Here is a 21404-nt window from a genome sequence, read left to right on the forward strand (position 1 = left end):
AGCGCACATGGAGAAGAGCATCCACGTCATCCACACGTCGCCGGGGCGCACGCGCCTGCGGCTGCCGTGGTTGCGGCGAGCCGGGAAGGTGGCCACGTCGCTGGCGGACGACCTGCTGCTGGTGGAGGGCATCAGCGAAGTGCAGGTGCGGCCCTTCACCGGCAGCGTGCTGTGCATGCACGACCCCGAGGAAATAGACGTCGATCGACTGCTGGAGGAGGTGCGCCGGAGCACCGGCGTGGACACGGTGGTGCGCCCTGGAGAGGAACTGCCCGACGGGGACGCCCTGCTGCGGTCCCTCGAGGAGGGCAGCGGCGTGGCGCGAGCGGCCAGTTCGTTCATCAAGGGACTCAACGTGGAGCTGCTACGAGCCACCGAGGGCCACGTGGACCTGGGCGCGCTGACGGCGCTGGGCTTCGCGGCGGCGGGCGTGATGAATGTGGCCGTCAAAGGAAGGCTCGAAGCCCCTCCGTGGTTCAGCCTGGGCTGGTGGGCCTTCCGCACCTTCGCCACCATGGAGGAGTTGGCCATCCGGAGCACACCAGCCCAGGTGCGCCACGACAGCGGCGACGCGCCCCCGCATGGCAAGGGCCCCCCCGGCGCCTCCCACTGATGTCGGTCCGCGGTGACGGCCTTTTGCAAGGCACCAGACAGCGCGGCGGTTGAACCGGTGAGCCTTGGAGCCCCTCGGCCATGTCCCCAACGTCCTGGGGACAGGAGGGGTTCATGACAGACACAGGTAGCAGTGCACGCTTGAGGAAGAGGTGGTGCGGGGCCCTGCTCGCCCTGCTCCTGGGAGCGACACCTCTGCTCGCGGGCGCGCAACAGGAGCAAGCAACCGCCGAGCGCACCGAGTCCGAGGCCAAGATCGATCCCCAGGCCCAGCGCATCCTGCGCCAGATGGGCGACTTCCTGGCCGAGCAGCGGGAGTTCTCCGTCCGCACCGAGGGGACGCTCGATGAGGTGCTCGACTCGGGGCAGAAGATCCAACTGCAGCGCGCGGGCGACGTGCGCCTGCAGCGGCCCAACCGGCTCCGCGTGGACCGCGCCGGAGACCTGGCCAGGCTCCACCTCTTCTATGACGGCCAGCGACTCACGGTCCACGGCGAGCAGGCCAACGCGTATGCGACGACGCCCGCCCCCTCCACCCTGGATGCCACGTTGGACATGGCCTCGCAGAAGCTCGGATTGGATGCGCCCGGGGGTGACCTGCTCGTCAGCAATCCCTACACCGCGCTCACCGAGGACGTGCGCTCCGGGAAATACCTCGGCCGCGCCAAGGTGAACGGCGTGCCCGTGCATCACCTGGCGTTCCGCAACCGCGACGGCGTGGACTGGGAGCTGTGGGTCGAGGACGGCCCGCGGCCCCTGCCGCTCAAGTACGTCATCACCTCGCGGGACCTGCCGGGAGCGCCGCAGTACTCGGTGACTCTGTCCGAGTGGAACCTGTCGCCCCAGCTCACCCCGGACCAGTTCCAGTTCACGCCCCCACGCGATGCCACGCGCGTGTCGTTCCTCGCACCGGACTCGAAGGGCGGAGCGCAGCAAGGAGGCTCGAAATGACAACGCACTCGCGCAAGCCCCGCCAGCGGGCGGCGGCGATGTTGCTGGGGCTCTTCTTCCTGGGAGACATGCTCCCGGAGGTGGCCCTGGCCCAGTACTACGGCACGTCGCGCCGGGTGGCGCGGCGCACCTCGAGACGCACGGCCGCCCGTCAGGACGCCGTCTACGGCAACAACACGACCGTGGTGGCGGCACCGGCGGGCGCGGCCACCGTCACGACGCTCCCCGCGGGCTGCGCGGCCACGACGGTGGGCGGCGTCGCCTACCAGCAGTGCGGCGGCGTCCGCTACCGCCCCTTCTACCAGGGGGACACCCTCGTGTACGTCGCCGAGTAGTCGTCCCTGGCGCTCCGGTGATCACCGCCGGAGCGCCTCGTCTGGCCAGGACAGGAGCTCGACGTATCCGTCCGTCCCATGCACGCGGATCCGCTGCCCGTCCCGGATCAATCGGGTGGCCTGCTCCACGCCCACGACGGCTGGCAAGCCGTACTCCCGTGCGATCACCGCGCCGTGGGTCATCAGGCCGCCGACCTCCGTCACCAGGCCCTTGATGGACACGAACAAGGGCGTCCAGCTCGGGTCCGTGAAGGAGGTGACCAGGATGTCGCCTGCTTCGAGCCTGGCCTCCGCCATGTCCAGGATGACGCGGGCGCGTCCCTCGATGGTCCCCGCGGAAACCGCCAGGCCGACCAGCGCGCCCGCCGGCAGGTCGTCGCGCCGGTATGCCCCGGCGATGACCTCGCCATCCGAGGTGAGCACCCGGGGCGGCGTGAGCGCTTGATACGACCGGAACGCGTCCTTGCGCTGACGGATGAGCAGGTCATCCGCCTGGTTCGTGCGCACGACGTCGTGGAGCTCCTGGAACGTGAGGTAGAAGATGTCTTCCTTTTCACGAAGCACGTGGGCCTGCACGAGGCGCCCGGCTTCTTCCAACAGGGCCTGCTTGTAGACGAGGTACCGGTTGACGATGCCGTACTTCGGATACTCCCGGTACCCCATGAAGGTCCGGACCCGGTCGATCATCCGCTTCGTCTCTTCAGCCTTCGCCTCCCCGTCCGGCAAGGCCCGCAGGCGCTCCAGCAGCTCCTGTTCCTTCTTCCAGGCCTCCTGACGTCCCTGCTCGAAGCGCCGCGCGCCGGCACCCGGTTCGAAGTTCTGGATGTTGCCCAGGAGGATGGGCACGAGCGTGGAGGGCCGTTCGCTCCAACGCGGCTTCGTGATGTCGATCTCGCCGACGCAGCGCATGCCGTACTTGTCGAGATAGGCGCGGATGGCGTCTCGCGCTTCCCGGCCGCCCGCGAGCGTGTCCATCCCGTCCAGGAAGCCTTCATCCTCGACCTGCCGCAGGTAGGCCACCACGTCCGGATGCGGGCGGATCACGTCCGCGACCTCCAGGAGCGCCAGCCCCATCTCCGACGTGACGTTGTTGGGGACGGACTGCGTGAGCGTGTCTGCCGCGTTCTTCTCGCCCAGCCACGCCTGCAGCTGCTCATTGAGCCACCAGGTGGCCTCCATCCCGGCCATGATCGCCTGATGACTTCGCGGCTCGAACAGGAGCCGCTTCAGCTCCTGGATGTCCGTCAGGATGAAGTCGAACAGCGCCGCCCCGGACTTCGTCTGGATGTCGCGCTTCAAGGCGGCGACGGAGGCCTGATTGCCGCCGATCAGTTCGTCGACGATGGCCGGATCGGTTGCGATCGGGGCGGGTGCGCCGCCAGCCGGCGGCCTGCTGGGACTCGCGTCCGGGAGTGGCCGGATGAAGTCGCTGCGTCCGAGGAGGGTCTGCAGCGCATCCCGGATCAGCGGATCGTTCTTCCCCAGGCCGTCCACGAGGACCGCGCGGCCCGCCGGGGAAGCCAGGAGCTGGGTGATGTCGACGAACAGCCTCCCGCCGGCCTCGAACATCGGCCGCAAGGCCGTCAGCTGGAACAGGGAGAGCCCCAGCGGCTTCATGGCGTCGGTCATCATCTGCTGATGACCGACGGAGACGTAGACGTGGTTCTCCTGGTCGCTGGCCACGGGGATGGGGAACAGCGTGGTGATGGGCCGGCTCTGGACGAAGAAGAACGCGTCATCGACCAGGCACCATTCAATGTCCTGGGGACGGCCGAGGTGCGCTTCGATCCGCCGGCCCAGCTGCACGAGCCGCACGACCTGCGCATCCGTCAGCGCGGGCTGCTGCTGCCGCTCCGGATCGATCGCCTGTTCCTGCGTCCCGCCTGCCGGCAAGGCGTGGATGGCCAGTTGCTTGGTGGCGATCGCCTTGGAGATGACCTCGCCGTTCCGCACCTTGTAGGAGTCCGCGTTCACCAGACCGGAGACCAGGGCCTCACCGAGGCCGAAGCTTGCCTCCACGGAGGCGACCTTCCGGTGGGAGGTGATGGGGTCGGCCGTGAACAGGATGCCGGCCGCCTGCGGGAAGACCATCTGTTGCACGACGACCGCCATGCGGACCTTGCGGTGGTCGAAGCCGTTCCGCAGGCGATAGATGACGGCCCGCTCGGTGAAGAGCGAGGCCCAGCACCGGCTGACGTGCTGGAGGATCGCCGCTGTCCCCACGACGTTCAGGTACGTGTCCTGCTGGCCCGCGAAGGAGGCCGTGGGCAGGTCCTCCGCCGTCGCGCTCGAACGGACGGCGTAGGCGGCGTGCTCACCGAGACTGGCGTGCGCGTGGGTGATTGCCACGGCCACATCGTCAGGGATGGCGGTCCCTTCGAGGGTCCGGCGGATCTCGGCGCTGAGCGCGCGGAGTTGATCCCGGTCGTCCGGCTTCAGGCGCGACAGCTGCTGGAGCTGCCCGTCGATTGACGGCGCCTCCGCCAGGATCCGCTGGAAGGCGTCGGTCGTCACACAGAAGCCAGCCGGCACGCGGATGCCGTCGATCCGCGAAAGCTCCCCCAGATGCGCGCCCTTGCCGCCCACGATCGCGACCTGCGTCTGGTCGAGTTCCTGAAGACCCAACACGTAGCAGCCCATGAGATCCCCTCGCTCTCGCCCAAAGGGCGGCACTGTACTCCTTGGATGCCCCCTGGAGGCCCGAACGGCGGCGTGAAATTCTCAGGTGGAGGACACTGCGGTCGGAATCAGGGAGGCAGGAGAGATGGGCTTTGGAAGTCGGTCCGCGCTGGGTTCGGTATTCATCATGCTCCTGGGCGCGAGCGTTCCGCGGGCGGTCAGCGCCGAGCCCACGACGCAGGGAGGTCTCGAGCTCAAGCGCTTCAAGGCGAGCGAGACGACCGAAGCGATGTACGTCCTGCGCGCCACGGGCTGCCGCAAGGCGGGCGATACCTGCCAGCTCGAGCTCGAGTTGAGCGACGGGGCTGGCGGGAAGCGCAAGGCGAAGCTGCCCGCCGGTATGGCGTACGGGATTCAAGCCGAGTCCTCCGAGCGCTGGACCTCCGGCGAGGAGGAACAGAACGTCACGACCTCCGTCCAGCCGGTACGACTGGAGGCCGGGGAGTGGGGACTCCTCGTCACCCAGGAGGGCGGGTTCGAACATGTCCATCGCCATCACCGCCTCTACGCGGTCAAGGACGGCGGGGTGGCGGAAGCCTGGAACGGGGATGAGAACTTCGCGGGTCCGGAGAGTTCCCACGTCGGCCCATACCCGCTGACGCCGGGCTCACCGGTCGAGGGCTTCTACAGGGAGTATGCGTTTCTCTCCGCCGAGCCAGACCAGTGGAAGATTGATGCCTACCGCTGGGATGCCGCTGGCCGCAAAGTGGTGAAGGAGCTCCGGAACCGGCCCGCGCGCTACGCGGCCATCATCGGAAGCTTCAAGACGGTCCAGGAGGCCATCGCATCCCGCGACAACGCGCAGCTGGAGCAGGCCTGTACGAGCAGCTTCCTGGTCCTCGAGACCACGCCGCACAAGCGCCTGACGCCGGGGCTGTTCATCGTGACAAGCATCCATCCGGACAAGAAGACAGCCGAAGCCGCGCTAAAGAAGGTGGGCGCCTGCAATCCGAAGGTTTCCGGTTACGTCAAGGCGCTGTGAGAAGACTCATCGGAGGTCATGCCTCACCCAACGCTTCAGGACACTCTGCGATAGGCCCAACCCCCTCTCCCTGGGTTCTTCGTCTGTCTTGACAAGCCTTTGTACAGTCCAAGCCCACACGCGCCGCGACTTCAGGTCAGGGGTGGGCGATGGGCCAACCAACAGGAAGTTTCGAGGTCTCCGAGGAATTGCTTCGATTGGGCTCTACGGGGTCCTCGGTGGCCAACCTCCAGAATCATCTCCGGCGGGCTGGACTCTATAAAAGGCCCATTGATGGTTGCTTTGGAGCGGACACCGACTATGCCGTCAGGCAGTTCCAGTTCGACAGGAAGTTGAGTGCGGATGGGATCGTGGGCCCCTCGACCTGGGCAGCCCTGAACACCCTCACAATTCCTGCCTCAACGGCCGGCAACGCCAACATCCCCAAGGGCTTCCCGTTCGAGATGGGAAGAGGAGTCTCCAGTCTTGGCCGGGTGTCCAACGGCGACGGCGTGAACCTTCGAGCGCAGCCTCACCTTTCCGGCACGGTCAAGAAGAAGCTCTCATTCAACACTCGCGTCTTCGTCAGCCGTGAACTCTCGGGCGACTGGTATTTCGTGACGCTCGAGGATGGAAACTCCGGCTTCGTCTACAAGAAGTACATCAACATCAACCTGCCCGACCCCGGAGCGGTCCTTCATAGGATCAAGAAGAACGAAGGCGCACTGGCCATCGTCAAGCAGCACTACAAGGGCTCCACCATCCAATGGGGCCAAGACGAACGCTATTATGCCAATGTCCTTGTCGAGGCGAATCGGGGTCCTGGGCTCCGCGGCATCTACAAGCCGGCCGAGGACGCGGCCTGGGATACGACCCAGACGCGTGAAGGCTACCTCATCTGGATTCCGAGCGTAGCGTTCGCCAAGAGCCTGCGTGGCAAGGTGGGCTCGGGTTCCATCACCTATGAACTGTGGCAGGACGTCAAGGATCTCGCCGCGAACGTCGGGAAAGCCTACCTGGGGAATCTGGCTTTCTCCGCAGGCCTGATCCACGGAGCGCTGGAATCCGTCTGGGATCTGCTGACAGGACTTATCGACCTGATCGAGTTGGCGTGGAATCTCGTCTACAGCTTGCTGAGCGGCGAGATCGTATCGGACTTGAAGGGCCTGTGGGATCTGGCTGCATCGTTGAACCTGAAGACGCTGGCCGAGGCAGGCATCCAGGCACTCGCCAACCGCTGGAACGACCCAAATCTCCTTCGCCGTGAGCACTTCCGGGGCTGGCTGATCGGGTACGTCATCGTCGAGATCGTGTTGGCGGTTGCCTCTGGGGGAGCCACCATCGTGAAGTGGGCAGGCAAGGCTGGAAAGCTTGGCAAGCTCCTCGCGAAGGTCCCCAAGTTCGTGAAGCTCGCTGAGAAGGCGAAAGACATCACGAAGCCCCTGGTGCTGCGGCTGAACACGCGCGCGGACTCGAAGCGCGTGCTCTCGCCCGAGCGTGATCTGTCCAAGGCCAATCCACCCAAGAAGACAGCCGCTCCACAGAAGCAACCGAAAACCCCCACAAAGAAGCCCGGAGCGTCAGGGGTCCCCAAGGGATGGGAGAACTTCGCTCGGGAACTGGACGAAAGCTTCAAGAGACGACTCCAGCAGTTCCGCGGAGCCACGGACCTCAAGCCCGCCAAGGGGCTTGTCGGTGGCGAGGGGCAGCTCTTCCTGTCGGAGAAGTTGCCCGGCAAAACACTGAAGCGGTGGTTCAAGAGCCGGCTCTCCGACATGCCTAAGTCTGTCAAGAAGCTACAAGAGGCGGAGGCTGCGGTAGAGGCCAACCACAGACTCCAAGCCGACATCAAAGTCGTGAAAATCATCGAACAAGGCCCTGACTGGGTGTTGCGTGACTTTGACTCCAGCTCGATGGAGTTGAGCAAGGCCATGAGCAACTCCATGACTTCGGCGGCCTACCGGCGCGTGATCACCGAGTTGCAGAGAATGAAGTCCGTGGGGCAACTGCCTCCGGTGCTTGAGGATCTGCTAAAAAAGCTGACCCGGCCCAAGGGGCCTTCGAATAACATTCACTGGTCCCCGGACATCAACAAGCTCGTCGTCATTGACATGATGTGAGAACCCATGCGCGACTTCGCCACCCTCCACAGTGAACTCAAGCTGAAGCCGTTTCTGGAGAGCCCACTGGGAGCCCTGTACCTCTCTCGGGAGGTACCAGGAGAATCCAGACTCGTCGTGCGGCACTTCGACGGTAGCCTGCCGAGCACGATGGTGGGTCCCTTCGTCGCGCTGCTGCGCTCGGCGCAACAATGGTTCGAACGCAATCCCGAACTGGAACGCCTGGTGTCCGTTGAGCAGCCGGTCGAGGTGGGCAGCGACTTCGTCGCTCGAAAGCACCACCTCTACGGAGTGAACCTCGCTTCTTACACCGAATGGGATGAGCCCCCCGCACCACCTCCGCAGCTTGCCCGCATGCAGAAGGCCTTTCGTAGGAGCCTGGGCAAGTCGACCGACCCCAGGAATATGCTCCTGGAGAAAGTGTTGGCCCGGAGCCTGCTGGAGGCCACGGCGAAGACCTACTTCGATGATGACGAGGAGCGCTTCATCGTGGTTGACCTCAAGCCCACTGCGGACGAAGTCAAGCGCTGGGCGGCGCTGTCAGCGCCCGGCACCCGGTGACGAGGACTGCCCATGAGTGATGTCCACCTTGTTTCCATTGGCGGCGGTGCGATCTCGCTGACACATCGACCCAAGCTCAAGGACTTCTCCACGCTGCATGCCGAAGGGGTGACTCACGTCGTCACCCTGCTTGCGGAAACCGAGGGCGCACGCCAGCTTGGCGAGGCCGCGACCCGAGCGGGCCTCGGTTGGATTTGGGTACCGTTTCACGGCGGAGCGGTCCCGGCCCCCGAGCGGACCCAGGAGCTCAGGCAGGTGTTGCGCCAACTGAGCGCCATCGTCGAGGGCGGCGGCAAGCTGGTCATCCACTGCTCGGCGGGGATTCACCGCACGGGCATGTTCGGCTACGCGCTCTTGCGACACCTCGGACTGAGCGCCGAGGCTGCGCGCGCCAGGCTCGCAGAGCTGCGTCAGGTCACCGCGGAGGGCGTAGGCCCAGACCGCCTGGCCTGGGGGGATGCGCTGGTAGAGCCTTAGGCCTACTCGGAGCTGGAGTAGCGCGCGGAGCCGGCCACGCTCGACTCACAGATGGGGGAAGCGAGCGACGGTCCTCCCGCCCAACAACACGGGAAGCTTCAAGCTCAGGACGACAGCCCCTTCGAAGCCATACCGGGGCCGGTGGTCCTCCGCGGCGGAAAGCGGGATGCCCAGGCGCAGGCCCACCGAGCCGTAGATGAAGGAGAAATAGGGCGCGACGTGGAGCCCCGTCGTGGCCACGTGCGTCCGGGATTCTGTTTCGTGCATCACGCCCAGCTCCAGCCCCAGCAACAAGAAGCTGGCCTGGACTCCTGCGCTCAGCCGGGTATGCGAGTCCTCCATCCGCTGCGCCTGGCCGAACACGCCCATTGCATGGATGTCGTCCGCGATATTGAGGGATGCCTCCAGGCCCGCGCCCGTCCCCCGAGCCGAGCTGCTGAACAGGGGACCCACCATGAGCCAGGTCTCGTCGCGGGGCAGCGAGGGTGTTTCAGCGCGGGCCACGGACGCAGTGAGGACGCAGAGGAGCAGCAGGAGTCGGTTGGACATACCGCCCCCGGTAGCAACCGTCATGCCTGTGGCCGCGTCCTTTGGGGGCCATGCCGTTGCGTGTGCAGCGGGCTGCACGGTGCGCACCGGCTGGCACGGATGCGGACGTCCGCCCGGCTTCAGGTCGCGTCGTTGTCGCGCAGCATGGCCAGGTGCTCCGCGAACTGCGGGAGCGTCTTCACCTGGGGCGACTCCAGGTAATACCGCCGCTCGTAGTCCTCGATGATGTCTGGGGTAAGCGGCGCATCATGGATATCCCACGTGACGTTGTAGAGGGCGTGGAGCGTCTCCATGTCGAAGGGCTCCTTGCCAGACGTGGCCCGAGCCTCCGCCACCTGCTCCCGCTCGGTCGCCTTGCGCTGCTGGAGCGCGGCGCGGAGTTGCTTCAGGGTGTCTTCGGCGGAGGTCGGCATACGCGTTCCCAGAGGGTACACCACCCTTCGACGTTCAATGACGCACTGGAAGCCCGGCGGAGCTCGTCTCCAATCGCAAGCGTCCCTCCCGGAACTCCACCACGGCGTGGCCCTCCGGCGCATCCGGAAGGTTGACGTGGAAGGTGCCCCGGTACCAGCGGGCCCTGCCCTCCCCCACCGCGGGCACTGGCAGCCGTTGCCTGAGTTCCTCCAGAAGCGCGGACGCGGCGGCGGCGGGGACAACGGGACGGCGGACTCATTGGACTGCGGCTCCTGCGAGTCTTCGGAGTGCCCGGCGCCGTCGAGGCCCAGGCCCGCTGGATGGGCACGTACCACAGCCCCTTCGGCGACCTGCCCGTCCGGCTCTGTCTGGATCAGCTGCGCCTCTGGGAACGCCCGCCCCTCTCCGAATCCAGGGCGCGCGTCTGGATCCTCCTGGGGCTGGCCGGCGTGGCGCTGCGGCAGCGGGCCTTCGAGGATGCGCGCACCCTGCTACACAACCGGAACCCTCGCGAAAAGTGAGCCCAACCTCACACCCGCGGAGTCCCCCGTCTCATGTCGTACCCTGCTTCCACGCGGACACGGAGCGCAGCAGGCCCGCACCGCTCACGATGAGGATGCCGGTGAGGACCAGCACCGCGCCCACCGCGAAGGAGACGTCCGCCTGTTCGTTCAGCACGAGGATGCCCGCGCTGATGCCGAACAGGGGCGTCATGAACGAGAAGACCGACAGGTTGGAGGCGAGATAGTGGCGCAGGAGCCAGAACCACACGAGGTAGCTGGCGAAGCAGACGATGACGCACTGGAAGAACAGGCTCGCCCAGGCCACGGGGACCATGGTGATGGGACCGGCCTGTCCCGTGAGCAGGGCCACGGGGAGCAGCAGCGCGGCGCCCCCCGCCAGCTGATACAGCAGGGTCTGTGTGGGCGGTGCGTCTGACAGCGATGACGTGCGGATCACCACCGTCGTGGCACCCCAGGCCAGGCCCGCGAGCAGCCCCATCGCATCGCCTCGGAGCACGCTCGGGCTGAGGCCGCCTCGCAGCCACCCGCCGCCAAACGCCAGCGCGATGCCCGCGAAGGCCACGCCAATCCCCAGCCACTGCGTCCGCTTCAGCCGCTCGGAGGGCACGAACCAGTGCAGGCCCAGCGCGGAGAAGACGGGCGCGGTGTAGAGGAAGACGCCCATGTGCGAGGCGTTCGTGTGTCGCAGCCCCTCCGCCACGAAGAGGAACTCCAGGGAGAAGAGCACGCCCACGAGCATGCCGGCGCGCCACGGCCCGCGGCGCAGCAGCCCTCGCTCGCCCCGCACCCAGCACAGCAGCGCCACGAGCAGCGCGGCCACGCCCGAGCGCAGCGCCATCTGCATCAGGTTGGGGACGTAGGGAGCGGCCAGTTTGACGGCCACCTGCTGCAGGCCCCAGATGGCGCACAGCACGACCATGGTCGCGAGCGCGAAGCCATCCGCGGGTTTTCGTTGGGAGCTCATGACTTCATCCTGCGGCTGACGGGGCGGATGGATATAGCGAGATTCCGACAACCCATCCCGAGAAGCCGCCATGGCGAAGCAGCTGCAAGTTCCCTTCACCTCAAAGCTTCCACACCCCGTGTATTTCCGCGCGGCGAACCTGCCCGCGGCGGCGGCCTATCCGCGTCACCGCCACCCCTGGGGTGAGTTCGTCTACGCCTACAGCGGGGTGATGGAGCTCAAGCTGGCAGGCAGCCACTACCTCGCGCCCCCGCAGTACGGCATCTGGCTGCCGCCCGACCTGGAGCACCGGGGCATGAACCGCTTCGAGGCGAGCCACTGCTCGCTCTACCTCGACCCCGCGTGGTGCCGGGGGCTGCCCAAGACGGCGTGCGCGATGGCGGTCAGCCCGCTGATGAAGTCCCTGATGGAGCACCTGCGCACGCATGAGCTGGCGCAGCCACGCACCAGCGCCGAGCGCAGGTTGTTCCGGGTGCTCATCGACCAGTTGGCGCTTGCCCCCGCCCATGGGAGCTACCTGCCCATGTCCGATGACCCGCTCCTCCAGCCGGTCCTCACGGCGCTGGAGCAACACCCGGAGGATGAGCGCTCCCTGGCTGAATGGGCCAAGGTGCTGCACACCACGGAGCGCACGCTGGAGCGGCGCTGTCAGCAGCACCTGGGCCTGTCATTCAGCGAATGGCGGCAGCGGCTGCGCGTGGTGAAGGCGCTCGCGATGCTGGAGCAGGGACACGCGGTGGAGGCCATCGCGCTCGACCTGGGCTACAGCAGCGCCTCCGCCTTCATCGCGATGTTCCGGCGGATGACGGGCACCACGCCGGACAAGGTCCGCGGCCACGGCTTCATGGCGTCGTGAGGACAGACGGTCAATCCGCCAGCAGCTGTTCCTTCGCGGCGGCCAGCCAGTCCTCGTTGCCGGTATCGAGCGCGAACAGGGCCAGCACCACCGGCGCCGTGGACAGCCGCTCCGCGACGTGCCGGACGATTCCGGGCCAGACCCGGCCCCCCGCCGCCGCGTAGTCCCGGAGGAGCCGCTCCAGGCCGGGCTCACCGAAGAGCTGGAGGTGCGCGCTCATGTCGATGGCCGGATCGTCCACACGCGCCTCGGTCCAGTCGATCATCCCCGACACCTGTCCCGAGCCATCCACCAGGACGTGGCCGGGATACAGGTCGCCATGGGTGGGCACGCAGAAGTCCGGCCAGCACGCGTCGTCGTCCAGCCAGGTCCGCCAGCGCCACAGCCGCGCCGGGTTCACGTCGAGCTCCCGCGAGACTCGCGCCACGTCGTCGGCGACGGCCTGACGGGCCTGCTGGGGCGTCCGTGTCCGCATCCCCGCCCGGGCCGCTGCTTCCCCTGACAGCGCGTGCAGCGCGGCCAGGGCCCGGGCGAAGCTGCCGGTGAAGGCGTCCGAGCCCGGGTCGATCCTCCACTCCGGAGTGGCCGAGCCCTCTGGGACCACCAGGGCGGGGGAATCCACCAGCAGCGGGTAGGCGATGAGGTCCGTCGCCACCACTCGCCAGTCCGGCACCGCGAACGGCAGTCGGGATGCCTTGAGGAACGCGAGCGTGCGCACCTCTACCTGGACCTTGCGTGTCGCGTGCTCGTGCCGGGGGATGCGCAGGACCCAGCGGGTGCCATCGCCCGCGCTGGCGATGGCAACCCGGAAGTCCAATCCCAGTTCATTGAACGCGATGGGGCCGGACAGTGACAGCCCATGCCGGGACGCGAGCTCGCGCACCCGGAGGTCGTCTGCGTCGGAGAGGGAGGAGCTGCTCGGTTCGGACGGCGGGCTTTGGGGCTTCGACATGGCGTGACCTCGCACCCGGCCGCCTGCTCCGGGCTCAGGGTGTGTATAGCTCCGCCGTTGACAGATACCCGAGGGAGCCCCCCCATCCTCCCGCGATGAGGACCTGCCCGTCGGGCAGCAGCGTCGCGGACTGGTCCGAGCGCGGTACGACCATGGTTCCGGCAGGGATCCAGGTGCTCGTGGCCGGGTCGTACAATTGCGGAAACCGGCCCCCGACGACGAGCACCCTGCCACCGGGCATCAGCGTCGCGGTGTGGAGGGCGCGACGTTCGAGCATGGGGGCAATGGGGCTCCAGGTGCCCGTGGCCGGGTCGTACAGCTCCGCCGTCGCGAGACTGGAGACAAACTCGTCCACGCCTCCCGTGACGAGCACCCTGCCATCGGGCAGCAAAGTCGCCGTTTGGAGGGCGCGGGCTTCAGTCATGGAGCCGGTGTTGCTCCAGGTGCCCGTGGCCGGGTCATACAGCTCCGCCGTCCTGGTGCTGCCAATTGAAGTAGTGAATCCCCCAGCGACGAGCACCTTGCCCTCAAGCAGCAGCGTCGCCGTGTGGTTCCGACGCCACTCCGCCATGGAGCCGGTGTAGCTCCACGTGCCCGTGGCCGGGTCGTACAGCTCCGCCGTCGGGGGCGCGCCGGGAACGTCACTGCCTCCCGCGACGAGCACCCTGCCATCAGGGAGCAGCGTCGCCGTCTGGCTGGAGCGAGGTTCGGCCATGGTGCCGGTGGGGCTCCAGGTGCCCGTGGCCGGGTCGTACAGCTCCGCCGTCGCGAGGAAGCCGGTGGAGTTGAGCCCCCCGACGGCGAGCACCCTGCCATCGGGCAGCAATGTCGCCGTGAACTGCCAACGCCCTTCCGCCATGGAGCCTGTGTTGCTCCAGGTCCCCAGGGCCGGGTCGTACAGCTCCGCCGTCGCGAGGTAGTCGACATCCGAGGCGAGCCCTCCCACGACGAGCACCTTGCCGTTGGGCAGCAGCGCTGCCCTTTGGTCGGCGCGAGGCCCCGCCAGGGAGTCCGTCAGGGCCCAACTCCCCGAACAGGCCGGCAGCCCCGTCGCGGTGAAGGTTTGGGTGTCGGTCAGGTTGAACGCATTGGTGACAGTCACGGTGATGGAAGGAGGAGCGCTGGCACAGGAAGGAGCCGTCCAGGTGACGCGGCTGCGGAAGGGGTCACTGAGCGGCAGTTCCAGCCAGCCGGCGGTGGCCTCCCAGGAGAAGGTGAGCCCGGAACCTTCCGGATCGATGGCATTCACCTCGTAGGTGAACTCCTGGCCCGATGAGGCCGTGTCCGAGGAGCGGTAGGAGCGGATGATGGCGGGAGGGAAGTGATTGGCCGGGGGCGTGTCGCTGACACACAGCGCGACGGTGCCGGTGTTCTGTCCGCCGCGCCCATCGGTGACGGTGACGGTCAGACGGCAGTTGTTACAGGCCCCCGCGGGCAGGGCCGAAGGCGTGAATTGAGCAGCGCTGGAGGAGGCCTGCGCCCAGGTCCCGGCACAGGAGGCGCTCCAGGCATAGGACAGGCTGTCACCGTCCGGGTCGGAAGCGGAGGCGGAGACAGACGTCGTCTCCCCGACGGCCAGGGTCGTGGGGCTGGCGCTGAGAGCGGTCACCCCGGGCGAAGTGTTGAAGGAGAGGGACAGCTCCGCCTCCCCCTCCCCCTCCCCGTCCGCGGTGACGTTGACCGCCAGCGAGACGCTGGAGGCCAGGCCGCGCGAGTCCGTCACGGTCAGGATCAACGTTGCGATGCCCGTGGAGGCAGGCGCGGTCCACGACGTGGCGGCAGCCGAGGGAGCGGAGAAGGAGCCCGCGGTCGCATTCCAGGCGTAGGAGAGCGTATCGCCCGGATTGGGGTCATGCGCGGTGGCGGCCAGGGCGATGGTGCCGCCCGCCGCCACGGTGGTGGAGGAAGCCACCAGGGAGTCAATGATGGGCGCCTCGTTGTCGAAGGGAGGCGGTGGGTTGAGCTGCTGAAGGGTGATGGCGACCAGGGTGCTCTGGTTGGCGGTGATGGTGACGCCCGTGACGACCCCTTCGAAGCTCAGGTCGCCGGAGAGGTCGAAGGCCTGGGCCACGAAGGTGCGGTCGGCGCCCGCGGGGATGTTGCCAATGATGCCGCCCCACACGCCATTGGTCGCGGTCAGCTCCACGGTCACCGGGGGGATGTCCGGTCCGCTCGACGTGACCAGGACGTAGAGGATGTCGGGAGCGAGCGCCTGGTTGACGGAGACAGCGAACCGGGCCGAGCCGGTGTCCTTCGAGGAATCCGAGCAGCTCGCCAGCAGTGACACTGCGAGCGCGAGCACCAACGGAGTGAATGCCTTCTTCATGCGACCGCCTCCCCTTGCCAATTCCTTGCAGCCAGCCGACTGGCTGACGTGGCGCGGAGTAATGACAAGGGGAGGCGGCGCTGGACATTACCCCGGTAGCGCACGCGCCATCGTTTGTCAGACGAATGCGGACGCTTGCTTGGGTGCCGTCAGGGGACGGCGCTCACGTCCACGTCGACGACGCGGGGCTCCTCGGTGCTCGTCGTGCCGGTGACCGCCGGCATCCTGGCGGACACCTTGAGCGTCAGCGCCCATTCGCCCGTGCTGAGCTGGGCGGGCACGTACTTCCAGAAGAGGCGCACGGGCCCCGTGGTCTCTCCCTCGGCCTGGAGCGCCGTGCGCGCCCGATCTTCAATCTGCGCCGTCGTCAGCCGCGTCCGGAGCAGGTGTCCCGTCCGGGCCAGGGCCGGCCAGCTGATGAGCGCGCGCTGGAAGCTGCCGTCCGGCCCGTGGGAAACCACCGCGCGGTGGCCCTCCACGCGAATGCCATTGATGGCACGCATCACGAAGGTCTTGTGGCGGTGGAGCGAGGGCGCTTCGAGGGCCCCATCGTCCTCGCCCTGGCTGAACGACTTCACCTGCCGCACCAGCCCCAGCTCCGCAGTGGGGATGCCCCAGCGCTGCAGGCGGGCCAGGGCGGTGCGCTGCAACACCGCGGGCTCCTGCGGCGTCTCCGGGCCACTGGCGACCTTGCTCAGCACCAGCACCTGGCCTTCGGACGGGTCGCGCTCCAGCGCCCAGGACTGGGACTCCAGATCCGCGCGGGAACCCACCGTCTCCGTCTGGGTGAAGGGCTCGGTCGTCCCCACCAGGGAGCCCTGCAGCGCGGCGGCATCAAACGCCGTGCGGGGAAGCAGCGTGGTGGGGATTCCTCCCGTGGGCGGCGTGGCGATCCCCGTGGAGTCGAAGATGAAGCCGATGGTCGCCTGGGCGGACTGGGTGGTGATTTCGGCGGGCTCCATGGGCGCGCCGCTGTCACAGCCAGACGCGGCGGCGAGCGGCAGGACGGTCAGGAATCGGAGGAGCAGATGGCTTTTCATGGCGGTTCGTTCTTTCTGTTCGAGGTCGATGACGGAAGCGGTCACTCGGGCAGCTTCTGCCCGCCGGAGGGGTCGCAGCCCCCCACGTAGAAGATGTGGGAGGCGACCTTGCGCCCGGTGTACTGGCGGTCCCGCCAGCCGCCGGTCTCGTACATCGCGATGCGCTGCGCCTTGGTTTCACCGAAGACGATGGACACCGGGCAGTCGTCGTTGTTCTCGCCCTCGTCGACGTCGTAGGCCGCGTCGAGCCAGTTTTCGCCCGCGCCTTCGCGCCGCGAATTCGCCACGTAGCCCTTCACGTAGGTCTTCACGAAGTTGCCGCACGACGAGTCGCCGTGAAAGGCATTCCACATGGTGAAGCCGCTGTTGGGCGTCACGAGCGCCCGCCGGTACCCGCCCTGCTTCCAGACCTGGTAGTCGCCAGACTGGCAGGCCTTCACGACGGCGATGTTCAGCTTGCCGTTCAGGCTCATGTGGGTGTCCGTGACGGCCGAGCACGCATCCGCGTTGGTCCCCATCACGAGCCAGCTGCGCAGGTTCGCCTCGTTGTGGCCGCCGTGGGTATGCACGAAGAGGACATCCGCGTCATCCACGCCGAAGTTGGCCTGGGTGTCCTTCGCTTCAGCCGGGAGCTTCGAGTAGTCGGTCCAGAAGTCCGCGCGCGCACTCGAGTTGTTGATGGTGCGGACGTCCGACCAGAGCCCGTTGCTCTTGAGTGAGTTGAAGTAGTTGGCGAACTCCGCCGCCGTAGCCGTATGCACGGAGTGCGACTCGGCATTGCACTGCCCCGGGCCTCCGAAGTTGGCGATGCCGTAGACGTGGGTTTCGTTCGCCAGCGCCGCCGCGGGCAGGAGCAGCGCGAGCGCCGCGCCCGTCCACAGGTGTGTCTGCATCCGGAGTTTCATGGTCCGTCCTTCCCCCGTCTGGGGTTTGGGTGATGGCCCATCAACGAAATCCGGGCGGAATTTCCCTCACCCCCTTCGCGAGAAAGTTGGATGACTGAACGGAGGACCAGGGGGTGTTAGGGTGGAAGGTCCCGTGAACGAACTGCCCCTGCCCAAAGAGTCCCACCTCAAACCCTTTCCATTCGTCGCGCCCCACCGGGTCGTCGCATGGGGGGTCTGGATCGCCATCTTCCTCGTCGCCTACAACTTCTTCGCCTCCAGCCGCGGCGAGGAGGCAGCGCGAGAGGCCCTGGGCGGGCCGCGGTTCTTCATCCCGTTGCTCGTCACGGTCTTCCTGACGCTGTTCGCCTTCTTCTACTGGCGGCTCCGTCGCTGGGCGGAGGCGTACCACCAGGGGGTCTCCTTCTTCAGCGCGGGGGACGAACAGGAGTCCTCCCGCCGCTTCGAGGAAGCCGCCCGCCGCGCCACCCAGGGGGCCCAGCGGGCGGTGTCGGTCGCCATGATGGGTCAGTGCCAGCTGGCGATGGGCGACACGGGACGCGCGCTGGAGCTCTTCGGCTCCGCGGAGCGTTCCGGGAAGCTCCGGAGCTCCGTACCGGCGATGCACCGGTGGATGCCGGGCCTGATCTCCATGGCGCGGTTCACGCAAGGGGACCTCGCCTCCGCGCGCGCCTGGCTGGCGGAGGGACGCAAGCGCAACGGGGACCTGCCCCCCATCTATGCGCTGCTGCCGGAGGTCGCGCTCCTCTGCCGCGAAGGCAACCCCGCCGCCGCCGTGTCCACGCTGGATGCGCGGGCGGGCGAAGCGGATGCACTGGTGGGACGGGACGCCCGCCGGCTCAAGCTCCTCCGGGCCTTCGCCCTGGACGCCCTGGATCCGGCGAGCCACGCGACTGCCATTGATGCCGCGCTCGCGTCCCTGCAGCCCGTGCGCCCCGGCGACTTCGAGTTCCTCTCCGCCCGGTGGCCCGAGCTGCAAGCCTTCCTGGAGCGGCGGGGGCTTTCCCACGCGGCGTAAGGAGGGACGGATGCCACGCAACAAGCAGGAGTACGGTCTCAATCACGCGGACCGCGTCGCTGAGATCGAGCGGAAGTTCGGACGCGACCAGGTGGAACCCGTGCTCGCGCAGTTGAGCCAGGTCTCGCACCCCACCGACCGATTGCTGGGTGCCATTGTCTTCTGCGCCAGGGAGGGGCATGTCGAGGAGATTGCCGGCCTGGTATCGCTCGCCAACAAGGATCCCACCCGGCTCTTGAACACCGCGACGGTCAAAGACGAGCGCGGTTGACGGTCCGCGCCCTCAGAGGTTCCGCGCCAGTCGCTCCCGTGCCTTCACGATGGCCGCGGTGCGCGTTGTCACCTCGAGCTTCGAGAACACGTTGCGCAGGTGCCACTTCGTGGTGGAGAGCGCCACGTTGGAGCGCTCGCTGATCTCCTGGTTGCTCAGCCCCTGGGCCAGCAGCTTGAGCATCTGGAGCTCCCGCTCGGTGAGCGGCTCCAGCGGCGCGCTGGGCAGGGGCGCGATTCCGGCCGGCCCGCTGGGGCCCAGGGACAGCAGATCCTGGTACCGCTCGGTGTAGCGGGCCGGCAGCACGTGGCTCAGCTTCCGCTGCGTGGCCGCCGCGACGATGACCTCCTGCAAGCCCGGCGTTTCGTCGAACACGCCCCGGCTGAAGCCGAACCGGGGCACCAGCGCGAACCCCCGGTTCACCGCGGCGAACGCCGCCGCGGGGTCCCCCGTGCGCCAATGACACACCGCCAGCGCCGCCAGCAGCGCCGTCTCCCGGGCCACGCAGCCCGCGTCATGCGCGCTGGCCCGCAGCGTCTCCAACAGCCCATGCGCCCGGTCGTGCCGCCCTTTCGCCATCAACACCCACGCCTGCGCCACCCCCAGCTGCTCCCAGGTCTCGTCGTAGAAGCGCCGCTCGCTCCACTCGCCCCGGCGCATGCGCTCGCCCAGGTCGAACTCCCGCGCCACCGCCTTCATCCTCGCGGGGGATTGCTCCACCAACGCGAGGCGGATCTTCTCGCCGCAGACATGGGCCAGGAAACGCGTCTGGTGCCCGCATTCGAGCACGCTGTGCAGGTAGTCCAAGAGCTGCCAGGCCTCCGCGTACTTGCCTCGGATTGCCTTGAGTCGGGCCAGCACCAGGTAGGCCACCGCGAAGGTCTCGAACACCGCCGCCTGTGACAGCAGCGGGAGGACCTCGATGCAGAGCGCCTCGGCCTCGTCCAGCCTGTTCTGGTCGTAGCGGGTGTTGGCCAGCGCCGTCGCCGCGTTCACCCACACCGGATTGCGCCGTCCGCGGCTCGCGCGCTCGAACGCCGCCTCGCACCGGTCCACCGCGTCCTTCATGTGCCCCTGCGCCCGGTCCGCCAGCACGATGAGGACGTCCGTGTAGCCCACCATGTAGGGGTTGTTCAGCCCCTGCAGCGTCTCGCGCGCGACGGACGCGAGCCGGCGCATCGCATCGAACCGGTTCTGCCGGAGCGCCTGGTAGGCCTTCGCCGCCAGCACCGAGCCCGCCATGAAGACGTCCGGGTCCTCGTCCCCCGGTGACGTCTCCAGCTCGACGCCGGAGGCAGGGGCCGAGTCCGACAGGACAGCGTGCAGCAGCTCGAGCCGGGAGAGCTGTCGCGCCAGCCGCTCGCGCTGCGGGTCTGCCGCGGCCGTCTGGAGCCGGCGCTGCGCGTCCTGCAGGGCCAGGGATGCCGGCGCGAAGCCTCGGGACAGGATGAGGCACGCGATGCGCGCCACGCAGATGGCCGGCGCGTGGAAGGTCTCCTCCGCCGTCAGCTTCGCCGTCCAATGGAGCACGGAGGCAATCTCGCCCTCGCGCATCCACGCCTCCGCGCAGCGGGCCGTGAGCTCCAGGCACCAGCTCCGGTCCCCGGAAGCGAACGCGTGCGTCAGGGCCTCGTCCGGCAGCGCGTGCTCGGCGAACCATGCGCTCGCCGCGCGGTGCAGCCGGGGAATGCGGTCGCCATACGTGCACGCGAGCTGCGTGCGCAGGAAGTCGAGGAACAGCGGGTGGTACCGGTACCACTGCTGCTGCGTGTCGAGCGACTGGATGAACAGCTGCGCCCGCTCCAGCTCCGCCAGCAGCGCCGGCCCCTGCGTGATGCCCAGGAGCGCGTTGCACAGCTCCCCGTTGAGCCGGTCCACCACCGAGCTGAGCACCAGGAACGCGTGCACCTCCTCCGTCTGCTCCCGCAGCACCACGTCCGCCAGATACCTCGCCACGTCGTGGTTGGAGCCGACGGCCTTGCGGAGCGCGTCGCTCACGCTGGCGTGCTCGCCCGCCGTCAGCAGGGCCAGCTTCACGCCGGCCACCCAGCCCTCGGTGCGCGCGCGCAGGTACTCCACGTCCTCCGGATTGAGCGCGGCGCCGCACAGGCGCTGACCCAGCTCGTGGATGGCCTCCCCATCCAGGCCCAGGTCGCGGCCGTCGAGCGTCACCAGCTGCTCGGTGAGCTTCAGCTTCGCCAGGTCCAGCTCCGGCGGGCTGCGCGACGAGACAATCCAGTGGACGTGCGGCGGCGCGTGGTCCAGCAGGTACGAGAAGGCCCGCACCAGCGAGCGCTCCCGCAGCACGTGGAAGTCGTCAATCACCACGACGAGCTCGCGCCCCAGGTTCCACAGGCTCCGCAGCACCACTGTCGTCGCATGGTCGAGCGGGGGCGCCACCTGCGCGTCCAGCTGGCTCGCGATGTACGCGTCGAACTCCGGGGCCGCGCGGCGGATGGCGCCGACGAGGTAGGAGAAGAAGCGCTCGGGCGCGTTGTCCCGCTCGTCGAGCGACAGCCACGCGAGCAACCGCGAACCGCCCACCTCGCGGTACCACTGCGTCAGCAGCGTCGTCTTGCCCGAGCCCAGCGGCGCGGTCACCAGCACGAGCGTGCCGCCGACACCCCGTTCAATCTTCCGGAGCGCCGCGCTCCGCGACACGAGCACCGACGCCGTCCGCGGCGGCGTGAGCTTCGTCGGCAGCAGGTGCGAGAGCGGATCGCCCATGGGCACGTTCCCCCTGAGACCGATTGCATTGCGAAGTAGACCACGGGCCGCTCGTGCCGCGGCCGGGGCTCTGACGCATCCAATGTCAGACAGCAAACACCGCAACGCGTCACAATCCCCCTCCCCAGCCCCTCCCTTCGGAGGGGGCGATGTCGCGGCTCT

20 protein-coding genes are annotated in these 21404 nt (G+C 67.9%); 11 read left to right on the forward strand and 9 right to left on the reverse strand.

Annotation, left to right across the window (positions count from 1 at the left end; translation table 11 throughout):
• Positions 1-7 precede the first annotated feature (7 nt).
• The 3 genes from D7X30_RS33490 to D7X30_RS33500 all read left to right on the forward strand — a co-directional run bounded on the left by D7X30_RS33490 (position 8) and on the right by D7X30_RS33500 (position 1898).
• Positions 8-613: an HMA2 domain-containing protein gene (locus tag D7X30_RS33490; protein WP_120567052.1), complete on the forward strand. Its 606-nt coding sequence runs from the start codon at positions 8-10 to the stop codon at positions 611-613.
• 140 nt (positions 614-753) lie between these two features.
• Positions 754-1563: a DUF2092 domain-containing protein gene (locus D7X30_RS33495; RefSeq protein WP_158619431.1), complete on the forward strand. Its 810-nt coding sequence runs from the start codon at positions 754-756 to the stop codon at positions 1561-1563.
• On the forward strand, positions 1560-1898 hold the full coding sequence (locus D7X30_RS33500) for a hypothetical protein (protein ID WP_120567054.1): 339 nt from the start codon (positions 1560-1562) through the stop codon (positions 1896-1898). Before D7X30_RS33495 ends, D7X30_RS33500 begins: the two co-directional genes overlap by 4 nt.
• Positions 1899-1919: 21 nt before the next feature.
• Here D7X30_RS33500 and rph read toward each other — a convergent pair whose 3' ends face one another.
• Positions 1920-4538 carry a rifamycin-inactivating phosphotransferase gene (gene rph, locus D7X30_RS33505; RefSeq protein WP_120567055.1) on the reverse strand — a complete coding sequence of 873 codons (2619 nt, stop codon included), beginning with the start codon at positions 4536-4538 and terminating at the stop codon, positions 1920-1922.
• 124 nt (positions 4539-4662) lie between these two features.
• Between rph and D7X30_RS33510 the strand changes: the two genes are divergently transcribed.
• From D7X30_RS33510 to D7X30_RS33525, 4 genes are all read left to right on the forward strand, one after another.
• Complete coding sequence (locus tag D7X30_RS33510) at positions 4663-5559, forward strand: hypothetical protein (RefSeq protein ID WP_120567056.1); 897 nt, start codon at positions 4663-4665, stop codon at positions 5557-5559.
• 149 nt (positions 5560-5708) lie between these two features.
• Positions 5709-7658, forward strand: a complete 1950-nt coding sequence (locus D7X30_RS33515) for a peptidoglycan-binding protein (RefSeq protein WP_120567057.1) — start codon at positions 5709-5711, stop codon at positions 7656-7658.
• A 6-nt stretch (positions 7659-7664) separates the two neighbouring features.
• Entirely contained in the window at positions 7665-8219 is a 555-nt protein-coding gene (locus tag D7X30_RS33520; RefSeq protein WP_120567058.1) for a hypothetical protein, read from the forward strand.
• A 12-nt stretch (positions 8220-8231) separates the two neighbouring features.
• Complete coding sequence (locus tag D7X30_RS33525; RefSeq protein WP_120567059.1) at positions 8232-8696, forward strand: tyrosine-protein phosphatase; 465 nt, start codon at positions 8232-8234, stop codon at positions 8694-8696.
• Positions 8697-8741: 45 nt separating this feature from the next.
• Here the strand turns inward: D7X30_RS33525 and D7X30_RS33530 are convergent, their stop codons facing one another.
• Both D7X30_RS33530 and D7X30_RS33535 read right to left on the reverse strand, forming a co-directional pair.
• On the reverse strand, positions 8742-9245 hold the full coding sequence (locus D7X30_RS33530; protein WP_147443383.1) for a hypothetical protein: 504 nt from the start codon (positions 9243-9245) through the stop codon (positions 8742-8744).
• A gap of 119 nt (positions 9246-9364) precedes the next feature.
• Positions 9365-9658, reverse strand: coding sequence for a hypothetical protein (locus D7X30_RS33535; protein ID WP_120567061.1), 294 nt, complete (start codon positions 9656-9658; stop codon positions 9365-9367).
• Between the two features lie 288 nt (positions 9659-9946).
• Between D7X30_RS33535 and D7X30_RS33540 the strand changes: the two genes are divergently transcribed.
• The gene (locus D7X30_RS33540; protein ID WP_120567062.1) at positions 9947-10180 is read left to right on the forward strand and encodes a hypothetical protein; all 234 of its coding nucleotides are present in this window, start codon (positions 9947-9949) and stop codon (positions 10178-10180) included.
• A gap of 31 nt (positions 10181-10211) precedes the next feature.
• Here D7X30_RS33540 and D7X30_RS33545 read toward each other — a convergent pair whose 3' ends face one another.
• Positions 10212-11147: a DMT family transporter gene (locus D7X30_RS33545; protein WP_120567063.1), complete on the reverse strand. Its 936-nt coding sequence runs from the start codon at positions 11145-11147 to the stop codon at positions 10212-10214.
• A gap of 70 nt (positions 11148-11217) precedes the next feature.
• Here D7X30_RS33545 and D7X30_RS33550 point away from each other — a divergent pair, with 70 nt between their 5' ends.
• Positions 11218-12003: a helix-turn-helix transcriptional regulator gene (locus D7X30_RS33550; protein WP_120567064.1), complete on the forward strand. Its 786-nt coding sequence runs from the start codon at positions 11218-11220 to the stop codon at positions 12001-12003.
• 10 nt (positions 12004-12013) lie between these two features.
• Here the strand turns inward: D7X30_RS33550 and D7X30_RS33555 are convergent, their stop codons facing one another.
• The 4 genes from D7X30_RS33555 to D7X30_RS42085 all read right to left on the reverse strand — a co-directional run bounded on the left by D7X30_RS33555 (position 12014) and on the right by D7X30_RS42085 (position 17226).
• The gene (locus D7X30_RS33555) at positions 12014-12955 is read right to left on the reverse strand and encodes a macrolide 2'-phosphotransferase (RefSeq protein WP_120567065.1); all 942 of its coding nucleotides are present in this window, start codon (positions 12953-12955) and stop codon (positions 12014-12016) included.
• A 34-nt stretch (positions 12956-12989) separates the two neighbouring features.
• On the reverse strand, positions 12990-15281 hold the full coding sequence (locus tag D7X30_RS33560) for a kelch repeat-containing protein (RefSeq protein WP_120567066.1): 2292 nt from the start codon (positions 15279-15281) through the stop codon (positions 12990-12992).
• A 149-nt stretch (positions 15282-15430) separates the two neighbouring features.
• Entirely contained in the window at positions 15431-16321 is an 891-nt protein-coding gene (locus D7X30_RS33565) for a hypothetical protein (RefSeq protein ID WP_121711258.1), read from the reverse strand.
• 41 nt (positions 16322-16362) lie between these two features.
• On the reverse strand, positions 16363-17226 hold the full coding sequence (locus D7X30_RS42085) for a hypothetical protein (RefSeq protein WP_158619433.1): 864 nt from the start codon (positions 17224-17226) through the stop codon (positions 16363-16365).
• A gap of 133 nt (positions 17227-17359) precedes the next feature.
• Between D7X30_RS42085 and D7X30_RS33575 the strand changes: the two genes are divergently transcribed.
• Entirely contained in the window at positions 17360-18244 is an 885-nt protein-coding gene (locus D7X30_RS33575; protein ID WP_120567068.1) for a tol-pal system YbgF family protein, read from the forward strand.
• Positions 18245-18254: 10 nt separating this feature from the next.
• Positions 18255-18515, forward strand: a complete 261-nt coding sequence (locus D7X30_RS33580; RefSeq protein WP_120567069.1) for a hypothetical protein — start codon at positions 18255-18257, stop codon at positions 18513-18515.
• Between the two features lie 12 nt (positions 18516-18527).
• Here the strand turns inward: D7X30_RS33580 and D7X30_RS33585 are convergent, their stop codons facing one another.
• Entirely contained in the window at positions 18528-21242 is a 2715-nt protein-coding gene (locus tag D7X30_RS33585; protein ID WP_120567070.1) for a LuxR C-terminal-related transcriptional regulator, read from the reverse strand.
• Positions 21243-21404 lie beyond the last annotated feature (162 nt).

Origin of the sequence: Corallococcus sp. AB011P, from assembly GCF_003611605.1 — a bacterium.
GTDB lineage: Bacteria > Myxococcota > Myxococcia > Myxococcales > Myxococcaceae > Corallococcus > Corallococcus coralloides.

Coding starts and splice junctions, on each gene's coding strand:
- D7X30_RS33490 (WP_120567052.1), top strand. CDS start 8: ATGGAGAAGAGCATCCACGTCATCCACACGTCGCCGGGGCGCACGCGC.
- D7X30_RS33500 (WP_120567054.1), top strand. CDS start 1,560: ATGACAACGCACTCGCGCAAGCCCCGCCAGCGGGCGGCGGCGATGTTG.
- rph (WP_120567055.1), bottom strand. CDS start 4,538: ATGGGCTGCTACGTGTTGGGTCTTCAGGAACTCGACCAGACGCAGGTC.
- D7X30_RS33510 (WP_120567056.1), top strand. CDS start 4,663: ATGGGCTTTGGAAGTCGGTCCGCGCTGGGTTCGGTATTCATCATGCTC.
- D7X30_RS33515 (WP_120567057.1), top strand. CDS start 5,709: ATGGGCCAACCAACAGGAAGTTTCGAGGTCTCCGAGGAATTGCTTCGA.
- D7X30_RS33520 (WP_120567058.1), top strand. CDS start 7,665: ATGCGCGACTTCGCCACCCTCCACAGTGAACTCAAGCTGAAGCCGTTT.
- D7X30_RS33525 (WP_120567059.1), top strand. CDS start 8,232: ATGAGTGATGTCCACCTTGTTTCCATTGGCGGCGGTGCGATCTCGCTG.
- D7X30_RS33530 (WP_147443383.1), bottom strand. CDS start 9,245: ATGTCCAACCGACTCCTGCTGCTCCTCTGCGTCCTCACTGCGTCCGTG.
- D7X30_RS33535 (WP_120567061.1), bottom strand. CDS start 9,658: ATGCCGACCTCCGCCGAAGACACCCTGAAGCAACTCCGCGCCGCGCTC.
- D7X30_RS33545 (WP_120567063.1), bottom strand. CDS start 11,147: ATGAGCTCCCAACGAAAACCCGCGGATGGCTTCGCGCTCGCGACCATG.
- D7X30_RS33550 (WP_120567064.1), top strand. CDS start 11,218: ATGGCGAAGCAGCTGCAAGTTCCCTTCACCTCAAAGCTTCCACACCCC.
- D7X30_RS33555 (WP_120567065.1), bottom strand. CDS start 12,955: ATGTCGAAGCCCCAAAGCCCGCCGTCCGAACCGAGCAGCTCCTCCCTC.
- D7X30_RS33560 (WP_120567066.1), bottom strand. CDS start 15,281: ATGAAGAAGGCATTCACTCCGTTGGTGCTCGCGCTCGCAGTGTCACTG.
- D7X30_RS33565 (WP_121711258.1), bottom strand. CDS start 16,321: ATGAAAAGCCATCTGCTCCTCCGATTCCTGACCGTCCTGCCGCTCGCC.
- D7X30_RS42085 (WP_158619433.1), bottom strand. CDS start 17,226: ATGAAACTCCGGATGCAGACACACCTGTGGACGGGCGCGGCGCTCGCG.
- D7X30_RS33580 (WP_120567069.1), top strand. CDS start 18,255: ATGCCACGCAACAAGCAGGAGTACGGTCTCAATCACGCGGACCGCGTC.
- D7X30_RS33585 (WP_120567070.1), bottom strand. CDS start 21,242: ATGGGCGATCCGCTCTCGCACCTGCTGCCGACGAAGCTCACGCCGCCG.